Here is a 20,109-nt window from a genome sequence, read left to right on the forward strand (position 1 = left end):
CTTATGCGATACGGGCGAGGGCAGCGGGGGCGAGCGCGTCGCAGAAGGTAGCGACGTCGCTGACCCAGCCAAAAAACGTTTCAATGTTGAACAGTGCCGCCTGCTGGGCGAACGCCGGGCCCGCCTGGTGAGTGGCGTCGCTCAGCACCACGCCGAAGTACTCCAGGAAAAAGCCGTCGCGCAGCGTCGATTCCACGCACACGTTGGTGGCGATGCCGGTAAACACCAGGTGACGGATCCCCCGGCTGCGCAGGATGCTGTCGAGCGGCGTGTTGAAAAAGCCGCTGTAGCGCGGTTTCGGCAGCACGATGTCGCCCGGCTGCGGCTTCAGCTCGTCCACGAGTTCATAATCCCAGCCGCCTTTTGCGAGCAGCTTGCCCTGCAGTTCCGGGCGGCTGCGCATCGTTTTCAGCGCGTTAGACTTGTGCCAGTTGGGCGACCCGGGGCCGCCTGCTTCTACATAGTCGCTGTCCCAGCCGTTCTGGAACCAGATGATGGTCATGCCCGCCTTGCGCGCAGCGGCCACCGCGACGTTGATTTTTTCGATAACCGGTTGCGTGGTGGAAACGTCAAACCCGGCGAGATCCAGATAACCGCCCTGGCTTGCGTAGGCGTTTTGCATATCCACCACAATCAGCGCGCTCTGTTGCGGCGTGAATTCGATGGCTTCCGGGCGGGCTTTCAGCGTCAGGCTTTTCATTACGCCACCTCCTTTGTGATTTGCGGAATATGGGCGCGGCACTGCATCAGCGGCTGGATGCGTTCGCCGAAGGTTTCCACGCCGGTCAGGAAATCATCAAACGTCAGCAGCACGCCTTGCGCGCCCGGCACCGTCGCCACTTCATCCAGCAGCCGTGCTACGGTTGCGTAAGAGCCCACCAGCGTGCCCATGTTGATATTGACGGCCGACGTCGGGTCCGCCATCTGGCGCACGTTGGTATCGGCGCCGGAGCGGGTATCTTTCTGGCTCTGCTCGGTAAGCCACGCCAGCGCCTCTTCATCCGCGCCCGCTTTGTAATGCTCCCATTTGGCGCGCGCCGCGTCGTCGGTTTCGTCGGCAATCACCATAAACAGCACGTAAGAGCCGACCTCGCGCCCGGCTTTTTCCGCCGCCGCTTTCATCCGCGCCGCCGTTGGCGCGAACGCGGTGGGGGTGTTAACCCCTTTGCCGAAGCAAAAGTTGTAATCGGCGTGCGCAGCGGAGAACGCCATGCCCGCATCGCTCTGACCGGCGCAAATCACCTTCATCGGTTTTTGCGGCTGCGGGCTGACGCGGCAGTCGTTCATGGTGAAAAAATCGCCTTTGAAGTCGCTTTTGCCCGTGCCCCACAGGTCGCGAAGCACCTGCACATATTCGGTGAGGTAGTCGTAGCGGCGGGAGAAGTAGTCATCCCCCGGCCAGAGGCCCATTTGCTCATACTCCGGTTTCTGCCAGCCGGTAACGAGGTTCACGCCGAAGCGCCCGCCGGAGATGGAGTCGATAGTCGAGGCCATGCGCGCCACAATGGCGGGCGGCAGGGTAAGGGTGGCGGCGGTGGCGTAAATCTCAATGCGCGAGGTGACCGCCGCAAGCCCGGCCATCAGGGTGAAAGACTCCAGGTTATGATCCCAGAACTCGGTTTTGCCGCCAAAGCCGCGCAGCTTAATCATCGACAAGGCGAAATCGAAATGGTACTGCTCCGCTTTTTGCACAATCGCCTTGTTTAACTCGAACGTCGGCATGTACTGGGGAGCGTGGGTGGAAATCAGCCAGCCGTTGTTGCCGATAGGAACAAACACACCAATTTTCATCGCGAACCTCATCAAAGTCGGAAAGGGATCTCGCGCGGCGCTGCGTCCTGCATTTTCCGTTAAGCCTCGCTCGAAAGAGGTAGTGCAAGGGGTATGCCAGCTTTAAAAGGCTCATTGTTATCAATACGTTGCTGCTATGTTGAAAATTTAACCGTAAAAAAGTGGACTAAACGGTCAAAAAGGCTGCACAGAAAACAGGCAGCGCTGCGCGATGAGGGTGCAGGCGGCGGGGGGCTTTTGCTATGCTTGAGGCAAAACGCAAAGGAGAGAGCGCATGGCGCAAGGCGCGGTTAAAGAGTTGGGCAGGCGCTCAAAAGCGATAGCGGCGAAAAAGCAGGCGATTCTGGCCGCAGGGCTCGACTATTTTTCACGGTTCGGCATTCATGGCACCAGCCTCGAGCAGGTGGCTGAAAAAGCGGACGTTTCTAAAACCAATCTTCTCTATTACTACCCGTCGAAAGAGGCGCTCTACGTCGCGGTGCTTAAACAGATCCTGGATATCTGGCTGGCGCCGCTGAAGGCGTTTCGCGCCGACCTGCAACCGCTGGCGGCGATAGGCGAGTACATTCGCCTGAAGCTTGAAGTCTCCCGCGATCACCCGCAGGCCTCGAAGCTGTTTTGCCTGGAAATGCTACAGGGCGCGCCGCTTTTGATGGCGGAGCTTTCCGGCGACCTGAAAAGCCTGGTGGATGAGAAATCGGCGATTATCGCAGGCTGGGTGGCGAGCGGTAAAATTGGCCCCGTAGACCCGCATCATCTGATCTTTATGATCTGGGCCAGCACGCAGCACTACGCCGATTTCGCCACCCAGGTGGAAGCGGTGACGGGAAAGACGTTGCAGGATGACGCCTTCTTTCGCCAGACCGTGGAAAACGTACAGCGAATGGTGATAGAAGGCATCCGTCCGCGTTAAGGGGCAGGCGGCAGCGGGCAGCTCACGTCGCCTTCTTCGCACTGGGTTAACGACTCGAGAAACGCGGCGCGCTCGCGGGTTTTATCCGCCAGGCACTGGCTCTCTATCATCGGCTGCACGCTGCCGCCGTTGGCGCCCGAGCTGACAAAGGCGCAGTCGGCGTCGCGCACGTTAAGCCAGGCGTTCTGCGCTTTTTTCAGCAAGTCGCGCTGCGCAACGCTTGCGCGCTCCATCACTTTTTTATAGCTGGCGTTCATGGCGGTATCCGCCTGCTGGTAGTCCGCGGCGGCGCAAACGTTGAGATCCGTCTGGGTAGTCGCCTTTTCGCAATTGTCGGCAAGCGCCGGGGCGCTCAGCAAGGCAAGCAGGTAGAGCGGGAGTCGTTTCATGGGTTCTCTCCATAAAAAAAGGCTCCTGAAACAGGAGCCTTGCTAGCGTAGCCAGTTCTTAGCCGATTGTCATCAGGCTGGCGTTGCCGCCCGCCGCCGCGGTGTTGACGCTGAGCGAGCGTTCCACCCACAGCCGCTCCAGTAGCAGGTTGGTTTCCCCGCGCTCGAAGCCCTGCACCGACACGATCGCCCCCTCGCGGCCCGCTACCTGTTCGCACAGGTTACGCAGCTGGTCGGAATCGCCATGGTAGATAACCGCGTCGAAACGCTGGCTCATCAGATGGTCCGGCTTCGCAAAGTCGATAACCTGCTGTACCGCGCCGGGCAACTGTTTCGCGAGTTCGCGATGCAGTTTGTCGTCCGGCCACAGCGCGCGGCTGCCTGCGCTGGTCGCCGCCGCCAGCTGGACAAGCGCGTCCTGCTCGTTATCCGCCACGCACAGCACGCGCTCGCGAGGCAGCAGCGTCCAGGTATTGCGCTCGCCCGTCGGCCCCGGCAGCACGCGCTGCGCGCCGGTCTGCGAAAGCTCGGCGTATTTCTCGCATAGCGCTTTAAAGTCCGGGCGTCCCGCCGCCCACTGGGTGAGCGCCTGATGCGGCTGCGTCAGCGCGTTTTTAAGCTGCGTGTCTACCGGATACACCGCATCCTGACGGTTGAAGGTGGTCAGCGCCGCGTGCGGCGGACGGTTCGCCAGCAGGCGGTAGAGGTAAAGCGGACCGCCCGCTTTCGGGCCGGTGCCGGAAAGCCCCTCGCCGCCGAACGGCTGCACGCCCACCACCGCGCCAACCATATTGCGGTTAACGTAGAGGTTGCCGACTTTCGCCGCGCCCGTCACCTGGGCGATAGTTTCATCAATGCGGGTATGCACGCCAAGCGTCAGGCCGTAACCTGCGCGGTTGATCTGCTCAATCAGCCCGTCGAGATTGTTGCGGCTGTAGCGCACCACGTGCAGCACCGGGCCGAAAATCTCTTTTTGCAGTTCGTCAAAGCTTTCCAGTTCGATAAGCGTCGGCATGACAAACGTGCCGGCCTGCCATTCGCGCGCATCAACGCTGTTTTCACGCACCGCCTGGAAGACATTGCGGCCTTTGGCGCGCATCGCCTGAATATGGCGGTCGATATTGGCTTTCGCTTCAGCGTCGATAACCGGGCCGACGTCAGTGGAGAGGCGGCCTGGGTTGCCCATGCGGCACTCCGCCATCGCGCCTTTCAGCATCGTCAGCGTGTGATCGGCAATATCTTCCTGCAGGCAGAGCACGCGCAGGGCGGAGCAGCGCTGGCCGGCGCTGTCGAACGCGGAAGCGACCACATCCACCACCACCTGTTCGGTCAGGGCGGAGGAGTCGACAATCATCGCATTCAGTCCGCCGGTTTCCGCAATCAGCGGTGTCGGGCGGCCCTGCGGGTCAAGGCGGGTGGCGATGTTGCGTTGCAGAAGGGTTGCCACTTCCGTTGAGCCGGTAAACATCACGGCGCGCACGCGCTCATCGCCAGTCAGCTTCGCACCGACCGTTTCGCCGCGCCCAGGCAGCAGTTGCAGCACGCCTGCCGGTACGCCCGCTTCCAGCAAGATATTTACGCCCTGAGCGGCAATCAGCGGCGTTTGCTCCGCCGGTTTCGCCAGCACGCTGTTGCCAGCGGCGAGGGCGGCGGCAATCTGGCCGGTAAAGATAGCGAGCGGGAAGTTCCATGGGCTGATGCAGACCACCGGGCCGAGCGGGCGATGGGTTTCGTTATCGAAATCGTCGCGCACCTGGCCTGCGTAGTAATAGAGGAAGTCTACCGCCTCGCGCACTTCCGCGATGGCGTTGCTGAAGGTTTTGCCCGCTTCGCGCACCAGGATGCCGATAAGCGTCTGCATCTGGTCTTCCATCAGCACGGCGGCGCGTTCAAGAATGGCGGCGCGCTCCTGCGGTGGGGTGGCGAACCAGATTGGCGCGCTGTTCACGGCGTTATCCAGCGCCTGCGAGACTTCCGCGTCGGTGGCTTCACGCGCGTAGCCGACGATATCTTTCGGCTCCGCCGGGTTAATCACCGGCGTCAGCTCGCCTGCTTCCACCGCGGTTTCCAGCACCGGCAGCGCCTGCCATTTGTGCGCGGCGCTGTTAAGCAGCGCGGAGGAGAGCGAAGCCAGACGGTGCTCGTTTGAGAGATCAAGCCCTGTCGAGTTAATGCGGCCTTCGCCGTAGAGATCGTGCGGCAGTGGGATTTTCGGGTGCGGCAGGCCCGCTTTCCCTTCCTGCGCCGCCAGTTTTTCCACCGCGGCGACCGGGTCCGCCACAAGTTCATCCAGCGGCAGCGTGGTATCGGCGATGCGGTTGACGAACGAGGTATTGGCGCCGTTTTCCAGCAGACGACGCACCAGATAGGCGAGCAGGGTTTCATGCGTGCCTACCGGAGCATAAATACGGCACGGCCGGTTCAGCTTGCCGTCCGCCACTTTCCCCACCACCTGTTCGTAGAGCGGCTCGCCCATGCCGTGCAGGCACTGGAATTCATACTGGCCGGGGTAGTAGTTCTGGCCCGCCAGGTTATAAATCGCCGCCAGCGTATGGGCGTTATGGGTCGCGAACTGCGGATAAATAAGGTTCGGCACCGCCAGCAGCTTTTTCGCGCAGGCGAGGTAGGAGATATCGGTGTAAACCTTGCGGGTGTAAACCGGGTAGCCTTCAAGGCCTTCCATCTGGGCGCGTTTGATTTCGCTGTCCCAGTAAGCGCCTTTCACCAGACGGATCATCAGGCGACGGCGGCTGCGGGTAGCGAGATCGATTAAGTAATCAATCACAAACGGGCAGCGCTTCTGGTAAGCCTGAATAACAAACCCGATGCCGTTCCAGCCCGCCAGCTCCGGCTCAAAGCAGAGTTTTTCCAGCAGGTCGAGGGAGATCTCCAGGCGGTCCGCCTCTTCGGCGTCGATGTTAATGCCGATGTCATACTGGCGCGCCAGCAGGGTGAGCGACTTCAGGCGCGGGTAAAGTTCTTCCATTACGCGGTCATACTGCGCGCGGCTGTAGCGCGGGTGCAGCGCCGAAAGCTTAATGGAGATGCCCGGGCCTTCATAAATGCCGCGACCGTTAGAGGCTTTACCGATGGCGTGGATCGCCTGCTGGTAAGAGACCATGTAAGCCTGCGCATCGGCGGCGGTCAGCGCCGCTTCGCCGAGCATATCGTAAGAGTAGCGGAACCCTTTTTCTTCGAGCTTGCGGGCGTTGGCCAGCGCCTCGGCGATGGTTTCACCGGTCACGAACTGCTCGCCCATCAGGCGCATCGCCATGTCCACGCCTTTGCGGATAAGCGGCTCGCCGCTCTTGCCGATGATGCGGTTGAGCGAGCGCGACAGGCTGGCTTCGTTATGGGTGGAGACCAGACGACCCGTAAAGAGCAGACCCCAGGTGGCGGCGTTAACAAACAGCGAAGGGCTGCGGCCAATGTGAGACTGCCAGTTGCCGTTGCTGATTTTGTCGCGGATCAGCGCGTCGCGGGTCGCTTTATCTGGAATACGCAGCAGCGCTTCGGCAAGGCACATCAGCGCCACCCCTTCCTGAGAAGAGAGCGAGAACTCCTGCAGCAGGCTCTGCACCATGCCCGCGCGCCCGGAAGCGGTCTTCTGGTTGCGCAGCTTCTCTGCAAGCTTATAAGCGAGTTGATGCGTCTGCTCCGCCACCGGCGCAGGCAGGCGCGCCTGCTCAAGCAGCATTGGCACGGCGTCCGTTTCCGCACGGCGGTAAGCGCCGGTTATTGCGGCGCGGTTGACCGACTGCGGCAGGATCTGCTCGGCGAATTCCAGGAAGGGCTGATGCGTCTCTTCCGGTTGGACGATGTTTTCTTCGCTCTCATTGGCCGCGCCCGCCAGCAGGGCAGGCAGCTCCGGCAGCGTATCGTCGCTTTCGAGTCGTTCAAGATAATTGAAAATAGCCTGCTTAATCAGCCAGTGCGGCGTGCGGTCTATTTTGGTTGCGGCGGCTTTGATGCGCTCACGGGTTGCATCATCCAGCTTGACCCCCATGGTAGTGGTGCCCATGCCTTTAGCTCCTGTTTTCTTCGCGTTTTTATCTGCGGTTAACGTTATCCGGCACTATCCATCATGTTGCAACTTTGTGCAACCATGTTAAATGTGACCTCGCCAGCAAGCTCAAAAATGAATGAAATGTTAAATATGAAATTGCTATGACCGCTCAGACGCCACCGCGCTATAAGCTGATATTCCGGGCCTGGTTAACATTTTTTGGTGGTGCAACCGCTAAAAGCGTGAGCGAGTGCAACCTCCTGCAAAATGGCATTTTTAGCAGAGATGTAATTGTTGTAAATGGTGTGTTAAATCGATTGTGAATGAAAACCGCTTCCGGCAGGATACTGCCGCGAAACGAAAACGACGATAACAGCACCGCTGCGTTCCGGCGGTGACAAGCCGAAACTGGCCAGATTAGACGGAGAAGTGAAATGACAGCGAGTACACCTATGCTGGTGACTTTCCTTGTTTATATCTTTGGGATGATATTAATAGGGTTTATTGCGTGGCGTTCGACCAAAAACTTTGACGATTACATCCTTGGCGGGCGCAGCCTTGGCAGCGTGGTAACGGCGCTGTCGGCAGGGGCGTCTGATATGTCCGGCTGGCTGTTGATGGGCCTGCCTGGCGCCATTTTCCTCTCCGGGATTTCAGAAAGCTGGATTGCCATCGGCCTGACGCTGGGCGCCTGGATCAACTGGAAGCTGGTGGCAGGGCGGTTGCGCGTGCACACCGAGGCGAACAATAACGCGCTGACGTTACCGGATTATTTCACTGGCCGTTTCGAAGATAAAAGCCGCGTGCTGCGCATCATCTCCGCGCTGGTTATCCTGCTGTTCTTCACCATCTACTGCGCCTCCGGCATTGTGGCAGGCGCGCGCCTGTTTGAAAGCACCTTCGGCATGAGTTATGAAACCGCGCTGTGGGCAGGCGCTGCGGCGACCATTCTCTACACCTTTATCGGCGGCTTCCTCGCGGTAAGCTGGACTGACACGGTGCAGGCGAGCCTGATGATTTTCGCCCTGATCCTGACCCCGGTGTTTGTTATTCTCGCCGTCGGCGGCCTGGACGACTCGCTGATGGTTATCAAGCAAAAGAGCATCGAGAACGTCGATATGCTCAAGGGCTTAAACCTGGTGGCGATTATTTCGCTGATGGGCTGGGGGCTTGGCTACTTCGGCCAGCCGCACATTCTGGCGCGCTTTATGGCGGCGGACTCTCATCACACCATTGTTAACGCGCGTCGCATCTCCATGACCTGGATGATCCTCTGCCTTGCGGGTGCCGTGGCGGTGGGCTTCTTCGGCATCGCCTACTTTAACAACCACCCGGAGCAGGCGGCGGCGGTGAACCAGAACGGCGAGCGCGTCTTTATCGAGCTGGCGCAAATTCTCTTTAACCCGTGGATCGCCGGCATTCTGCTCTCCGCTATCCTCGCGGCGGTGATGTCCACCCTGAGCTGCCAGCTGCTGGTCTGCTCCAGCGCGATTACTGAAGATCTCTACAAAGCCTTCCTGCGTAAAAACGCGACGCAGAAAGAGCTGGTATGGGTGGGGCGTCTGATGGTGCTGGTGGTGGCGCTGGTTGCCATTGCGCTGGCGGCGAACCCGGAAAACCGCGTGCTTGGGCTGGTGAGCTACGCCTGGGCGGGCTTCGGCGCCGCATTCGGTCCGGTAGTGCTGTTCTCGGTGATGTGGTCGCGCATGACCCGCAACGGCGCGCTGGCAGGCATGATTATCGGCGCGGTGACCGTTATCGTCTGGAAGCAGTTCGCCTGGCTGAACCTGTATGAAATCATTCCGGGCTTTGTTTTCGCAAGCCTTGGCATCGTGGTCTTTAGTCTGCTGGACAAAGCGCCGTCCGTCACGATGCGGTCCCGCTTTGAAAAAGCGGACGCGGAATACCACACCGCGCCGCCTTCTAAACTGCAGGCTGATTAAGCCTTCGCAAGCAAACCCGCCGAAAGGCGGGTTTTTTGTTTGTAATCAAAAAAATAGTCTAAGGCATCCCTTGCCTGGCGCGGCAAAGTGTTATTTCATCCTGTTTTCCACCCATCACTAAAAGGCAGGGAAAAAGATGACTGGCAAAGCGTTGTTAGGCCTTACGCTTGCGGCGTTGCTGACAGGCTGCACGGCGCATTCAGGCGAAGCGGAGCCGAAGCAGGCGTGCGCGGCGCAAAATCGCATGATGCAGACCACGCTCTATTTTGGCCTCAGCCGGCCCGCTGGCCCGGCTATCACCGGCAAGGAGTGGCAAGGTTTTGTCGATACCGACGTCACCCCGCGCTTTCGCGATGGCCTGACGGTGTTTGACGCGCGCGGCCAGTGGCTGGGCAGCGATGGCAACGTGGCGCGCGAGCCGAGCAAGGCGCTGGTGCTCATTCATGACCGCAACGACACAAGCGAGCGGGAGATAGAAGCCCTGCGCGCGATATATAAAACCCGTTTTGCGCAGGAATCCGTTATGCGGGTGGATCAGAGCGTGTGCGTACAGTTTTGAGATAAAGGCGGGGAAGGTCCCGCCTTTTGCTTACAGCACCAGGCCTGCGAACGCGGCGGAAAGCAGGCTGACTAACGTTGCGCCATACACCAGGCGCAAGCCAAAGCGCGAAACCACGTTGCCCTGCGGCTCGTTTAGCCCTTTTATGGCGCCCGCGACGATGCCGATAGAGGCAAAATTGGCAAACGACACCAGAAACACCGACAGAATGCCAAGACCGCGCGGCGACAGGGTGGCGGCGATTTTTTGCAGCTCAATCATGGCGACAAACTCATTCGCCACAAGTTTAGTGGCCATAATGCCGCCCGCCTTCAGGGCGTCTGCCGCCGGAATGCCAACGAGCCAGGCTAACGGGTAGAACACATAGCCAAGCAGTTGCTGGAAGCTCTGGCCGAACAGCGCCAGAAACAGCGCGTTCACGGCGCTGATAATGGCGATAAAACCAATCAGCATCGCCAGAATAATCATCGCCACCTTAAAGCCCGCAAGAATGTACTCGCCGAGCATTTCAAAAAAACTCTGGGACTCATGCAGTTTCTCAAGCCGCACTTCCGGTTCGTCGTGCGGGCGCGCCGGATTGATGACGGAAAGAATAATAAACGTGCTGAACAGGTTAAGCACCAATGCCGCGACCACATATTTCGCCTCGATCATCGTCATGTAGGCGCCGACGATAGAGAGCGAAACGGTCGACATGGCGGTAGCCGCCATCGTAAACAGACGGCGCGAAGAGAGATCCGCCAGCACGCCTTTATAAGCGATAAAGTTTTCCGACTGGCCGAGCACCAGCGAACTCACCGCGTTGAACGACTCGAGCTTGCCCATGCCGTTGATTTTTGAAAGCAAGGTGCCGATAACGCGAATGAACACCGGCAAGATGCGCCAGTGTTGCAGAATGCCAATCAGCGCCGAGATAAAGACGATAGGGCAGAGCACGCCAAGAAACACAAAGGCGAGGCCTTTCTGGCTCATGCCGCCAAAGACGAAATCGGTGCCTTCAGCGGCAAAATGCAGCAGCGAAGAGAAGCCGCCCGCGACGCTTTGAATCAGCCATAACCCCGCTTGCGCATGCAAAAAGAACCAGGCGAACGCCGCTTCGATAAGCATAAGCTGAAGAATATAACGAACGCGGATGTTTTTACGGTCAAAGCTTGTAAGCCAGGCAAGCGCCAGGATAGCCGCCGCGGCGAAAATAAAGTGCAATAGAGTTGTCATAGTTACGCAGGTGATTGAAAGAAAAATAGTTAGCCACAGATAAAACGGCCGGTAAACAGCGCGCTAAGCATAATTTCCCGCATCGTTATCTGGCAAACGGAATAAGCGGGGATGGGAAGGCGCTTGCGAAGGCGAGGCCATATTTGCGCATGTTGCACAGGCGTTATTACCGGTTCGAACACGCGTGAGAGCGGGATAATCCGACAGCGTGATTACTCAACTTCGCAACTTTTACACTTCGTCATAATTCCCGGCACATTTTGCTTGTATTTCTTCTTTTGCTAATGATAATCACTTTCACTCACATTTACCTTTCTTTGCAACAGTTGACCTGATTTCACACTTAAGGGTGCCGGGATGTTTGTTCCATTTCTTATTATGCTGCGCGAAGGGCTGGAAGCTGCGCTTATTGTCAGCCTTATCGCCAGTTACCTGAAGCGCACGCAGCGCGGGCAATGGCTTGGCGTCATGTGGATAGGCGTGTTTCTCGCCGCCGCGCTCTGCCTTGGGCTGGGTATTTTCATCAACGAAACCACCGGCGAGTTCCCGCAAAAAGAGCAGGAGCTGTTTGAAGGCATCGTGGCGGTGATTGCGGTATTGATCCTCACTTATATGGTTTTCTGGATGCGCAAAGTGGCGCGCAACGTGAAAGGGGAGCTGGAGCAGGCGGTAGACAAGGCGCTCAAGCGCGGCGGCAACCAAAGCTGGGCGCTGATCCTGATGGTCTTTTTCGCCGTGGCGCGCGAAGGGCTGGAGTCGGTCTTTTTCCTGCTGGCGGCCTTTGGCCAGGATCTCGGCGTCTGGCCGCCGCTTGGCGCCATGTTGGGGCTGGCGACGGCAGTGGTGCTCGGTTTCCTGCTTTACTGGGGCGGCATCCGCCTTAACCTTGGGACCTTTTTCAGATGGACGAGCCTCTTTATTCTGCTGGTAGCGGCGGGGCTGGCGGCGGGCGCCATTCGCGCGTTTCACGAGGCGGGGCTGTGGAACCGCTTTCAGGAGGTGGCTTTCGACCTAAGCCAGGTGCTGAGCACGCATTCGCTCTTCGGCACGCTGCTGGAGTCGGTATTCGGCTACCAGGAAGCGCCCACGGTGAGCGAAGTGGCGGTCTGGCTGATTTATCTGCTGCCCGCGCTGGCTATTTTCTTTATGCCGACCCGCGTGGTGGCGCAGCCTTCCGGCAACGCAAACTGATTATAACAGGCGCGTCGCGCCTTTTTAGTTACAACATACTTTTATAGGGAATGGTCATGACGAGACACTTTCGCCGCAGCGCGCTGCAGTTGACGACGCTTGCGCTCTTATCTTCCGCCTTTGCCGTCAACGCGGCTGATATTCCACAGGTTAAGGTCACGGTAAACGACAAGCAGTGCGAGCCGATGACGCTTACCGTCAACGCGGGCAAAACCCAGTTCCTGATCCTCAACCACAGCCAGAAAGCGCTGGAGTGGGAGATCCTCAAAGGGGTGATGGTCGTGGAAGAGCGCGAGAACATTGCGCCAGGCTTCAGCCAGAAAATGACGGCGAACCTGGAGCCAGGCGAATATGACATGACCTGCGGCCTGCTGAGCAACCCTAAAGGCAAGCTCATCGTGAAAGCAGCGGGCGGCGCGCAGCCAGCGGCGAAAAGCGATTTGATGTCGCTTGAAGGCGCCATCACCCAGTATAAAGCGTATGTTACCGCCGAAACCGCCGCGCTGGTGGAAGGCACCAAAGCCTTTACCGACGCGGTGAAAGCGGGCGACATCGAAAAAGCGAAATCGCTTTACGCCCCGACGCGCCAGCATTACGAGCGCATTGAGCCTATCGCCGAGCTTTTCTCTGACCTCGACGGCAGCATCGATGCCCGTGAGGACGATTATGAGCAGAAAGCGGCAGACCCGAAATTCACCGGTTTCCACCGTCTGGAAAAAGCGCTGTTTGGCGATAACAGCGTGAAGGGAATGGATACCTATGCCGACCAGCTTTACCGCGACGTTCAGGATCTGCAAAAACGCATCAGCGAGCTCGCTTTCCCGCCGGGTAAAGTCGTAGGCGGCGCGGCCGGGCTGATTGAAGAAGTGGCGGCGAGCAAAATTAGCGGTGAAGAAGATCGTTACAGCCACACCGATCTGTGGGATTTCCAGGCGAATGTGGAAGGCTCGCAGAAGATTGTCGAGCTGTTGCGTCCGCAGTTGCAAAAAGACAACGCGGAACTGCTGGCGAAAGTGGACGCCAACTTTAAGAAGGTCAATACCATCCTCGCGAAGTACCGCGCCAAAGAAGGGTTTGAAACTTACGACAAGCTGACCGACGCCGATCGTAACGCGCTGAAAGGGCCGGTGACGGCGCTGGCTGAAGACCTCTCCCTGCTGCGTGGCGTGCTCGGTCTGGACTAAAGCATGAACGACGCGACAAAACACCCGAACGCGCCGGAGCCGGCGCGTCGTCGACTGCTGAAAGGGCTCGGACTGCTTGGCGGGGCGCTGGCCGTTACGGGCGGCTGTCCGGTGGCGCACGGCGCTAAGCCTTCAGCGCCGCCAGGCACGCTCTCGCCGGATGGCCGTCAGGAAAAGCAGCCTTTTTACGGCCCGCATCAGGCGGGCATCGTCACGCCGCAACAGGCCGCCATGATGCTGGTGGCTTTCGATGTGCTGGCCGCGGACAAGGCCGATCTGGAGCGCCTGTTTCGTCTGCTGACGAAGCGTATCGCTTTCTTAACCGAAGGCGGTCCGGCGCCGCAAACGCCCAACCCGCGATTGCCGCCGATGGATTCCGGTATTCTTGGCGATGTTATCGCGCCGGATAACCTGACGATTACCGTTTCAGTCGGTCATTCTCTGTTTGACGAACGCTTCGGGCTGGCGGCGCAGATGCCGAAAAAGCTGCAAAAGATGACGCGTTTTCCGAACGATTCGCTGGATGCGGCGCTCTGCCATGGCGATCTGCTGCTGCAAATTTGCGCCAATACCCAGGATACGGTTATTCACGCGCTGCGCGACATTATCAAACACACGCCGGATCTCCTGAGCGTGCGCTGGAAGCGGGAGGGGTTTATCTCCGACCACGCGGCGCGCAGCCGGGGTAAAGAAACGCCGATTAATCTGCTCGGCTTCAAGGATGGCACGGCCAATCCGGATACGCAGAATGCCAGACTGATGGACAACATCCTGTGGGTGACGCCGGATCAGGGCGAACCCGCCTGGGCAGCAGGCGGCAGCTATCAGGCGGTGCGCATCATTCAGTTTCATGTCGAGTTCTGGGACCGCACGCCGCTTAAGGAGCAGCAAACCATCTTTGGGCGCGAAAAGCACAGCGGGGCGCCGCTTGGCATGCAGCATGAGCACGACGTGCCGGACTACGCGAGCGACCCGGACGGCGAGGTTATCGCGCTGGATAGCCATATCAGGCTGGCCAACCCGCGCACGCCGGAAACCCAGTCCAGCCTGATGCTGCGCCGGGGCTACAGCTACTCGCTCGGCGTCACCAATTCCGGTCAGCTTGATATGGGGCTGCTGTTTGTCTGCTATCAGCATGACCTGGAAAAAGGCTTTTTAAGCGTCCAGAAACGGCTGAACGGCGAAGCGCTGGAAGAGTATGTGAAACCCATCGGCGGCGGTTATTTCTTTGCCCTTCCGGGCGTTAGTGATAACGCGCATTATCTTGCCGAAGGGCTGCTGCAGGCCTGACCCCTCTCCCCGCCGCGTCAGGCGGGGACACCTTCTTACATCTTCTGTTTCATTTGTTAACACTTTACTGGCGCAGCCGGGATAAGAATTTTACTATGACTATAGTGTTGATACTTTTCTGTAATATTTCTGTGTCATAAAAAGTGCATCGTCAGAAAAGACTTAAAAAGTTAAAAATAAGTAAAATCTATGTTGCTTTTATGAAAAAATTTGATGTACTTAGAGCAGATGCGGTAGTTCCCGGTTGTGAACAGTTTTTTCACTATGGAGATCGCGAATGGTAGTGTCCCGTGATGGACTAAAACATAAAACCCCCCGCAAAGCCCGGCGCGGAGATACTACCTCCGGCAAAATCGTCTTCACTTCTTCATCCAGACATTCCACTTCCTCCTCACATTCAACCGACGCAGTAAGCGGTGCGCGTAGCCGTACTACTGCGTCTTTTTCCGGCAATCATGGCTTACAAGGAAGCCAAACCTACGTTGTTCGTGCGCATAATCGCGTCGGCAGTGACGACGCGGGCAATGTAAACCTACTTAACAAGGTGCCATCCATGGGAAGACAGAAAGCAGTGATCAAAGCTCGTCGTGAAGCAAAACGGGTGTTAAGACGGGATTCACGCAGCCACAAGCAGCGTGAAGAGGAGTCGGTCACTTCGCTTGTGCAGATGAGCGGCGTTGAAGCTATTGGCATGGCAAGGGACAGTCGCGATACATCGCCAATAGCGGCGCGCAGTGAAGCTCAGGCGCAGTATCTCGAAGCTATTGAGAGTAAACAGCTGATATTCGCCACCGGCGAAGCCGGATGCGGCAAAACGTTTATCAGCGCGGCGAAGGCGGCTGAGGCCCTGATTCACAAGGATGTCGACAGGATCATTGTTACTCGCCCGGTACTGCAGGCCGATGAAGACCTCGGCTTCCTGCCCGGCGATATTTCTGAGAAGTTCGCGCCTTATTTCCGTCCGGTCTACGATGTTCTGGTGCGCCGCCTTGGCGCCTCGTTCATGCAGTACTGCCTGCGACCGGAAATTGGCAAGGTAGAGATTGCGCCGTTCGCCTATATGCGCGGACGTACATTTGAAAATGCGGTAGTGATTCTGGACGAGGCTCAGAACGTTACCGCTGCGCAGATGAAAATGTTTTTGACCCGCCTCGGGGAGAACGTGACCGTTATCGTCAATGGCGATATTACCCAGTGCGATTTGCCCGCCGGCGTGCAGTCCGGCCTGAGCGATGCGCTGGCGCGTTTCAAAGAGGATGACATGATCGGCGTGGTGCGCTTCACCAAAGACGATTGTGTCCGCTCCGCACTCTGCCAGCGTACGCTCAACGCCTACGATTAACATTGCTGGTGAAAAAATACAAACCGGCGTCCGTACAGGCGCCGGTTTTCCTTTGTAAAGCCCCTAATATTTGCTTGCCTTTATCCTTATATTTTTTATCGCCTGGCCGATAACCCTTAACGCAAAGCGCCATAAAAATAAATAAATGGCTGTATTTAAATACGTTTTGGTAAGGATATCGTTATGAAAGTTTCTTTCTCGCTTCCCTTTTTGCTTTTCTCGCTGGCCTTAGCCGGGTGCAGCAATAAACCGTTGCCGCCAGAAGAGAAGGTGGTCAGCACCAGCACCCTGCAAGGGGACAGGGGAGCGATATTGTCGATTCAAAGCTACGAGCAGCTCAGAACCGATACGCACCAGCCAACCGATACTTCGCTGCGCTATATTACCCGCAGCGACACCAGCAAAGTGGTTGCGCTTAAAACCCTGCAATTTATTGCAAGCCTGGCGGCGGGCAGCGCCCAGGAGTCAGGGTTTACAAAATACCAGTTGGTGGGTACCCCGATCGCCACGATGCATAACCCAACGCTTGCTTATTTTTCTGATGGCGTGAAGAAAGCGCTTCAGGCAGATATGGCGAAGTTGCCCGCCGGAGAGATAAAACACCCGATTGAGATTCGCCCTTATGACTGGATGCTGGTTTATGAAAACCTCTCCGGCGGCGACAACTACGAACTTCACTATCAGGCGGCGATCAGCCGCACAAAAACCGCGCTGGAAAATGGCAAAGAAGCCTCTGCCTCGGTGTTGTGTTATCCAAAGACAGTAATAGCGCCGTTAGCCCAGTGGCAGGCGAACAATTACCAGAAAGTGACCGAGGTCACGCGCGGCTTTATGGACGCATGTATGAAAGATTTTGAAGCCCATAAGGCCGAGTTTCTGCAATAACGAAGCGGGTAAGGCGAAAAAGCCTGGCGGTAACGCCGGGTTTTTTTTGCCTTTCGCTCAGGGGACGATGCGTTCTGGCGGATGGTTTTTCTACCTTTCGCCATAACGAGCCATGCTTTATACCGCTAAGCGCCGCCTCCCGCCGCTTAAGCGAGTAGGGGTTGCGCCTTGAGTGTGGCGGTGAGGGGGGGATTGACTCGCTGGCGCTCGCCGTTACTCGGCCCATCCATGGGCCTCGCCCCTTCGGGGCCAACGCTTCGCATTGTTCAAAAACGCTCCCGGCGTTTTTGTGCGGGCGGCATGCCCGCAAGCGGTCCTGCCGTCCAGGCGGTAAACCGCCTGTCGACCCCCGGTCGAGGCTTCTCATCCCCCCGGCTCGGCGAGATATAAAAACGAAAAAGCCCGTACTTTCGTACAGGCTCTCTCTTTAAATATGGCGGTGAGGGGGGGATTCGAACCCCCGATACGTTGCCGTATACACACTTTCCAGGCGTGCTCCTTCAGCCACTCGGACACCTCACCATATTGTCTGCTGCCCACTCGTCGGGGGCAACGGGGCGCTACTATAGGGGGGAGCATAAAATCGGTCAAGCAGAATTTTTTCTTTCTTAATCGTTCGGTTAAGGGTTAAACGAAATGGCTCTTTGCCATCAATGCCCGTGAGCGCGCCGGACAGAAACATTCGCAAACGCCTTCGTAGAGCAAGTAAGCGCAACGCTCCCGTTCACGTCAGCCTGCGTAAATCAGCAGCGGATAAGCAAGCCTGTGCTTCGCTTATCGCGTTTTCTGTACCAGGCTTAAGACCAAACTATTAGACGGACGATGTGGAGCATTATGAAAGAGCAAAATCGCACTATCGGTATTGCGCCTTATGGCGGCTCAGCAGGCGGTTGGGGAGCGTTGAAGGCGGTTGCTGACGCAATACGCGGTCAAATGTCGGTGAAGCAAGACGTGATTGCTTTATTCAGGGTTAACCAGCCGCAGGGGTTTGACTGCCCCGGCTGCGCCTGGCCGGACCCGCAACACGGCTCCTCATTTGAGTTTTGTGAAAACGGCGCCAAGGCGGTTACCTGGGAAGCGACCAGTAAACGCACCACCCCGGAATTTTTCGCCGCGCACACCGTAAGCGAACTGTGGGAGCGTAACGCCTTTGAGCTGGAAGGCGAGGGACGCCTGACGCACCCGATGAAATACGATCCGGCAAGCGACACCTACCAGCCCATCGAGTGGGAAACCGCCTTCAGAGAGATTGGCGACCATCTACGACGCTATGACGATCCTGACAGCGTGGAGTTTTACACATCCGGGCGCGCATCGAACGAAGCGGCTTTTCTCTGGCAGCTTTTCGCCCGAGAGTACGGCACTAATAACTTCCCGGACTGCTCGAACATGTGCCACGAGCCGACCAGCGTAGGTTTGCCGGAATCCATCGGCGTGGGTAAAGGCACGGTGGAGCTGGAAGATTTCAATCATTGCGATTTGGTGCTTTGCATCGGTCATAATCCGGGCACCAACCATCCGCGCATGCTTGGCACCCTGCGTGAAGTGTCAAAACGCGGCGCGACTATCGTCGCCATCAACCCGCTTCGCGAGCGCGGCCTTGAGCGCTTTACCTCGCCGCAAAGCCCTATCGAAATGCTGTCGCTAAGCTCCACGGAGCTCGCCTCGACTTATTACAAAGTGCGCGTCGGCGGCGATGCAGCCATGCTGAAAGGCGTAATGAAAATTTTGTTGTCGATGCATGAAGAACGCCTGGCAAAAGGCCAGCCGGGGGTGCTGGATGAAACTTTTATCCGCGAGCATACCGAGGGGTTCGAGGCGTTGAAGGCGGATCTCGACGCGACCGAGTGGGACCATATTCTGAAGGTCTCCGGCATGGAGCGTAAAGAGATCCAGCATGTCGCTCGCCTGTATGCCAATGCTCAACGCACGATCGTCTGTTACGGTATGGGGATCACGCAGCATCAGTATGGCACCCAGAATGTTCAGCAAATCGCTAATCTCCTGCTGCTGCGCGGCAATATCGGTAAAAAAGGCGCCGGCATCTGTCCGCTGCGCGGTCACTCTAATGTGCAGGGCGATCGCACTGTGGGGATCACTGAAATTCCGTCGCAAGAGTTGCTCGATAGCATTGAGCGCGTCTTTGGCTTTAAGCCGCCGCAAAAACATGGACACGGCGCGGTAGCGGCTATCCAGGCGATGCGCGATGGCAAAGCCAAAGCGTTACTGTGCCTGGGCGGTAACCTTGCCGAAGCCATCTCTGACCCGCAGGTTACCTTTCCCGCCATGCGCAACCTCGACCTGGTCGTACATATGGCGACTAAGCTTAATCGTTCGCATTTGCTGCTCGGTAAGCATAACTATCTGCTGCCAGTGCTTGGCCGCACCGAGATTGACGAGCAGGCCTCCGGCGCGCAGAGCATTACGGTAGAAGATTCCATGTCGATGGTGCACGCGTCGCGCGGTTCGCTGAAACCCGCTTCGCCGCACCTGAAATCTGAACCCGCGCTGGTGGCGGGCATTGCGAAAGCGACGCTGCCTGACAGCGTGGTCAACTGGGACAGGCTGGTGGGGGATTACAGCTTTATCCGCGAAAAGATAGAGGCAGTGTTCCCGGCGTTCGCCAACTATAACGAACGCGTGAAAAAGCCCGGCGGTTTCCGGCTGCGCAATGCCGCTTCGGAGCGTGTCTGGAATACGCCAACCGGGAAAGCGCAGTTCAAAGTGATGCAGGGGATTAATGAAGATCCGCGCTCGCTGAAGTGTCATGATCTGGTGCTCACGACGCTTCGCAGTCACGATCAATACAACACAACGCTTTACGGTCTCAACGATCGCTACCGCGGTGTGACAGGGCGGCGGGACGTGTTGTTTATTAACCCGGATGAAGCCGAGAAACGGCAGCTACGGGTTGGCGATCAGGTCAATATCGTCGCTCTCGATCCTGAAGGCAACCCTACGTCGCGCCGGATGCAGAACCTTACTATTGTGGTTATTGATATGGCTCCCGGCTCTGTTGGCGCTTACTACCCGGAAGCGAACGTACTGGTGCCGCTGGACAGCCATGATACCCAGAGCGGCATTCCGGCTTATAAAAGCATTCCGATTGCGATGGAGAAAGTCGCTGTGCCTGTGGAAACCTCAGGCGCGCGGCGCTAAGCGTAGTCTCTTCCGTTGCGCAGGTTGTTTCCTTCCTCCCCGGCGAGGAGGAGAGGGTTGGGGTGAGGGGCAGATGTGGGCCCGGTGGTATGTTCCGTTTGCCGGGAGGCTGGTTTTCTCCCTGGCTCCGTCGGGGAGAGGGGTATAGGTGGACACAGTGGTATGTTCCGTTCGCCGGGGTGCTGCGCTCATATGTCAGCTTCTATCCTGCGAACGTGTTAAGGGGGCTCGCCGCCGCCCCC

14 protein-coding genes and 1 tRNA gene are annotated in these 20,109 nt (G+C 57.8%); 9 read left to right on the top strand and 6 right to left on the bottom strand.

Going from position 1 to position 20,109, the window contains the following annotated elements:
• Position 1: 1 nt before the first annotated feature.
• Positions 2–700 (bottom strand): pyrimidine utilization protein B, encoded by a 699-nt coding sequence (gene rutB / locus ACU4F7_RS07930; protein ID WP_481638392.1) that lies wholly within the window; start codon positions 698–700, stop codon positions 2–4.
• Complete coding sequence (rutA, locus tag ACU4F7_RS07935; protein WP_029592456.1) at positions 700–1,791, bottom strand: pyrimidine utilization protein A; 1,092 nt, start codon at positions 1,789–1,791, stop codon at positions 700–702. Before rutA ends, rutB begins: the two co-directional genes overlap by 1 nt.
• A gap of 274 nt (positions 1,792–2,065) precedes the next feature.
• Here rutA and rutR point away from each other — a divergent pair, with 274 nt between their 5' ends.
• A complete protein-coding gene (gene rutR / locus ACU4F7_RS07940) occupies positions 2,066–2,704 on the top strand; it encodes an HTH-type transcriptional regulator RutR (protein ID WP_481638393.1) in 639 nt (212 codons plus the stop codon).
• Here rutR and ACU4F7_RS07945 read toward each other — a convergent pair.
• Positions 2,701–3,093, bottom strand: a complete 393-nt coding sequence (locus ACU4F7_RS07945; RefSeq protein WP_029592458.1) for a lysozyme inhibitor LprI family protein — start codon at positions 3,091–3,093, stop codon at positions 2,701–2,703. The genes rutR and ACU4F7_RS07945 overlap by 4 nt on opposite strands.
• A gap of 58 nt (positions 3,094–3,151) precedes the next feature.
• Positions 3,152–7,114, bottom strand: a complete 3,963-nt coding sequence (gene putA, locus ACU4F7_RS07950) for a trifunctional transcriptional regulator/proline dehydrogenase/L-glutamate gamma-semialdehyde dehydrogenase (RefSeq protein ID WP_481638394.1) — start codon at positions 7,112–7,114, stop codon at positions 3,152–3,154.
• 419 nt (positions 7,115–7,533) lie between these two features.
• On the opposite strand from putA, the gene putP reads away from it, so the two are divergent.
• Both putP and ACU4F7_RS07960 read left to right on the top strand, forming a co-directional pair.
• Positions 7,534–9,042, top strand: a complete 1,509-nt coding sequence (gene putP / locus ACU4F7_RS07955; RefSeq protein WP_481638395.1) for a sodium/proline symporter PutP — start codon at positions 7,534–7,536, stop codon at positions 9,040–9,042.
• Between the two features lie 136 nt (positions 9,043–9,178).
• Positions 9,179–9,601 carry a DUF3574 domain-containing protein gene (locus tag ACU4F7_RS07960; RefSeq protein ID WP_481638396.1) on the top strand — a complete coding sequence of 141 codons (423 nt, stop codon included), beginning with the start codon at positions 9,179–9,181 and terminating at the stop codon, positions 9,599–9,601.
• A gap of 30 nt (positions 9,602–9,631) precedes the next feature.
• On the opposite strand, the gene ACU4F7_RS07965 is transcribed toward ACU4F7_RS07960, so the two are convergent.
• The gene (locus tag ACU4F7_RS07965) at positions 9,632–10,816 is read right to left on the bottom strand and encodes a NupC/NupG family nucleoside CNT transporter (protein ID WP_029592463.1); all 1,185 of its coding nucleotides are present in this window, start codon (positions 10,814–10,816) and stop codon (positions 9,632–9,634) included.
• 357 nt (positions 10,817–11,173) lie between these two features.
• Between ACU4F7_RS07965 and efeU the strand changes: the two genes are divergently transcribed.
• The 5 genes from efeU to ACU4F7_RS07990 all read left to right on the top strand — a co-directional run bounded on the left by efeU (position 11,174) and on the right by ACU4F7_RS07990 (position 16,708).
• On the top strand, positions 11,174–12,007 hold the full coding sequence (gene efeU, locus ACU4F7_RS07970; protein ID WP_029592464.1) for an iron uptake transporter permease EfeU: 834 nt from the start codon (positions 11,174–11,176) through the stop codon (positions 12,005–12,007).
• Between the two features lie 56 nt (positions 12,008–12,063).
• On the top strand, positions 12,064–13,191 hold the full coding sequence (gene efeO, locus ACU4F7_RS07975; RefSeq protein ID WP_481638397.1) for an iron uptake system protein EfeO: 1,128 nt from the start codon (positions 12,064–12,066) through the stop codon (positions 13,189–13,191).
• A gap of 3 nt (positions 13,192–13,194) precedes the next feature.
• A complete protein-coding gene (gene efeB / locus ACU4F7_RS07980) occupies positions 13,195–14,481 on the top strand; it encodes an iron uptake transporter deferrochelatase/peroxidase subunit (RefSeq protein WP_481638398.1) in 1,287 nt (428 codons plus the stop codon).
• A gap of 553 nt (positions 14,482–15,034) precedes the next feature.
• Positions 15,035–15,823 carry a phosphate starvation-inducible protein PhoH gene (phoH, locus tag ACU4F7_RS07985; protein WP_024559459.1) on the top strand — a complete coding sequence of 263 codons (789 nt, stop codon included), beginning with the start codon at positions 15,035–15,037 and terminating at the stop codon, positions 15,821–15,823.
• A 183-nt stretch (positions 15,824–16,006) separates the two neighbouring features.
• A complete protein-coding gene (locus tag ACU4F7_RS07990; protein ID WP_029592467.1) occupies positions 16,007–16,708 on the top strand; it encodes a hypothetical protein in 702 nt (233 codons plus the stop codon).
• A 434-nt stretch (positions 16,709–17,142) separates the two neighbouring features.
• On the opposite strand, the gene ACU4F7_RS07995 is transcribed toward ACU4F7_RS07990, so the two are convergent.
• Positions 17,143–17,230: transfer RNA gene (locus ACU4F7_RS07995), tRNA-Ser, on the bottom strand.
• Between the two features lie 312 nt (positions 17,231–17,542).
• On the opposite strand from ACU4F7_RS07995, the gene ACU4F7_RS08000 reads away from it, so the two are divergent.
• A complete protein-coding gene (locus tag ACU4F7_RS08000; protein WP_481638399.1) occupies positions 17,543–19,867 on the top strand; it encodes an FdhF/YdeP family oxidoreductase in 2,325 nt (774 codons plus the stop codon).
• The last annotated feature ends 242 nt before the right edge of the window (positions 19,868–20,109 follow it).

Source organism: Franconibacter pulveris, from assembly GCF_056780215.1.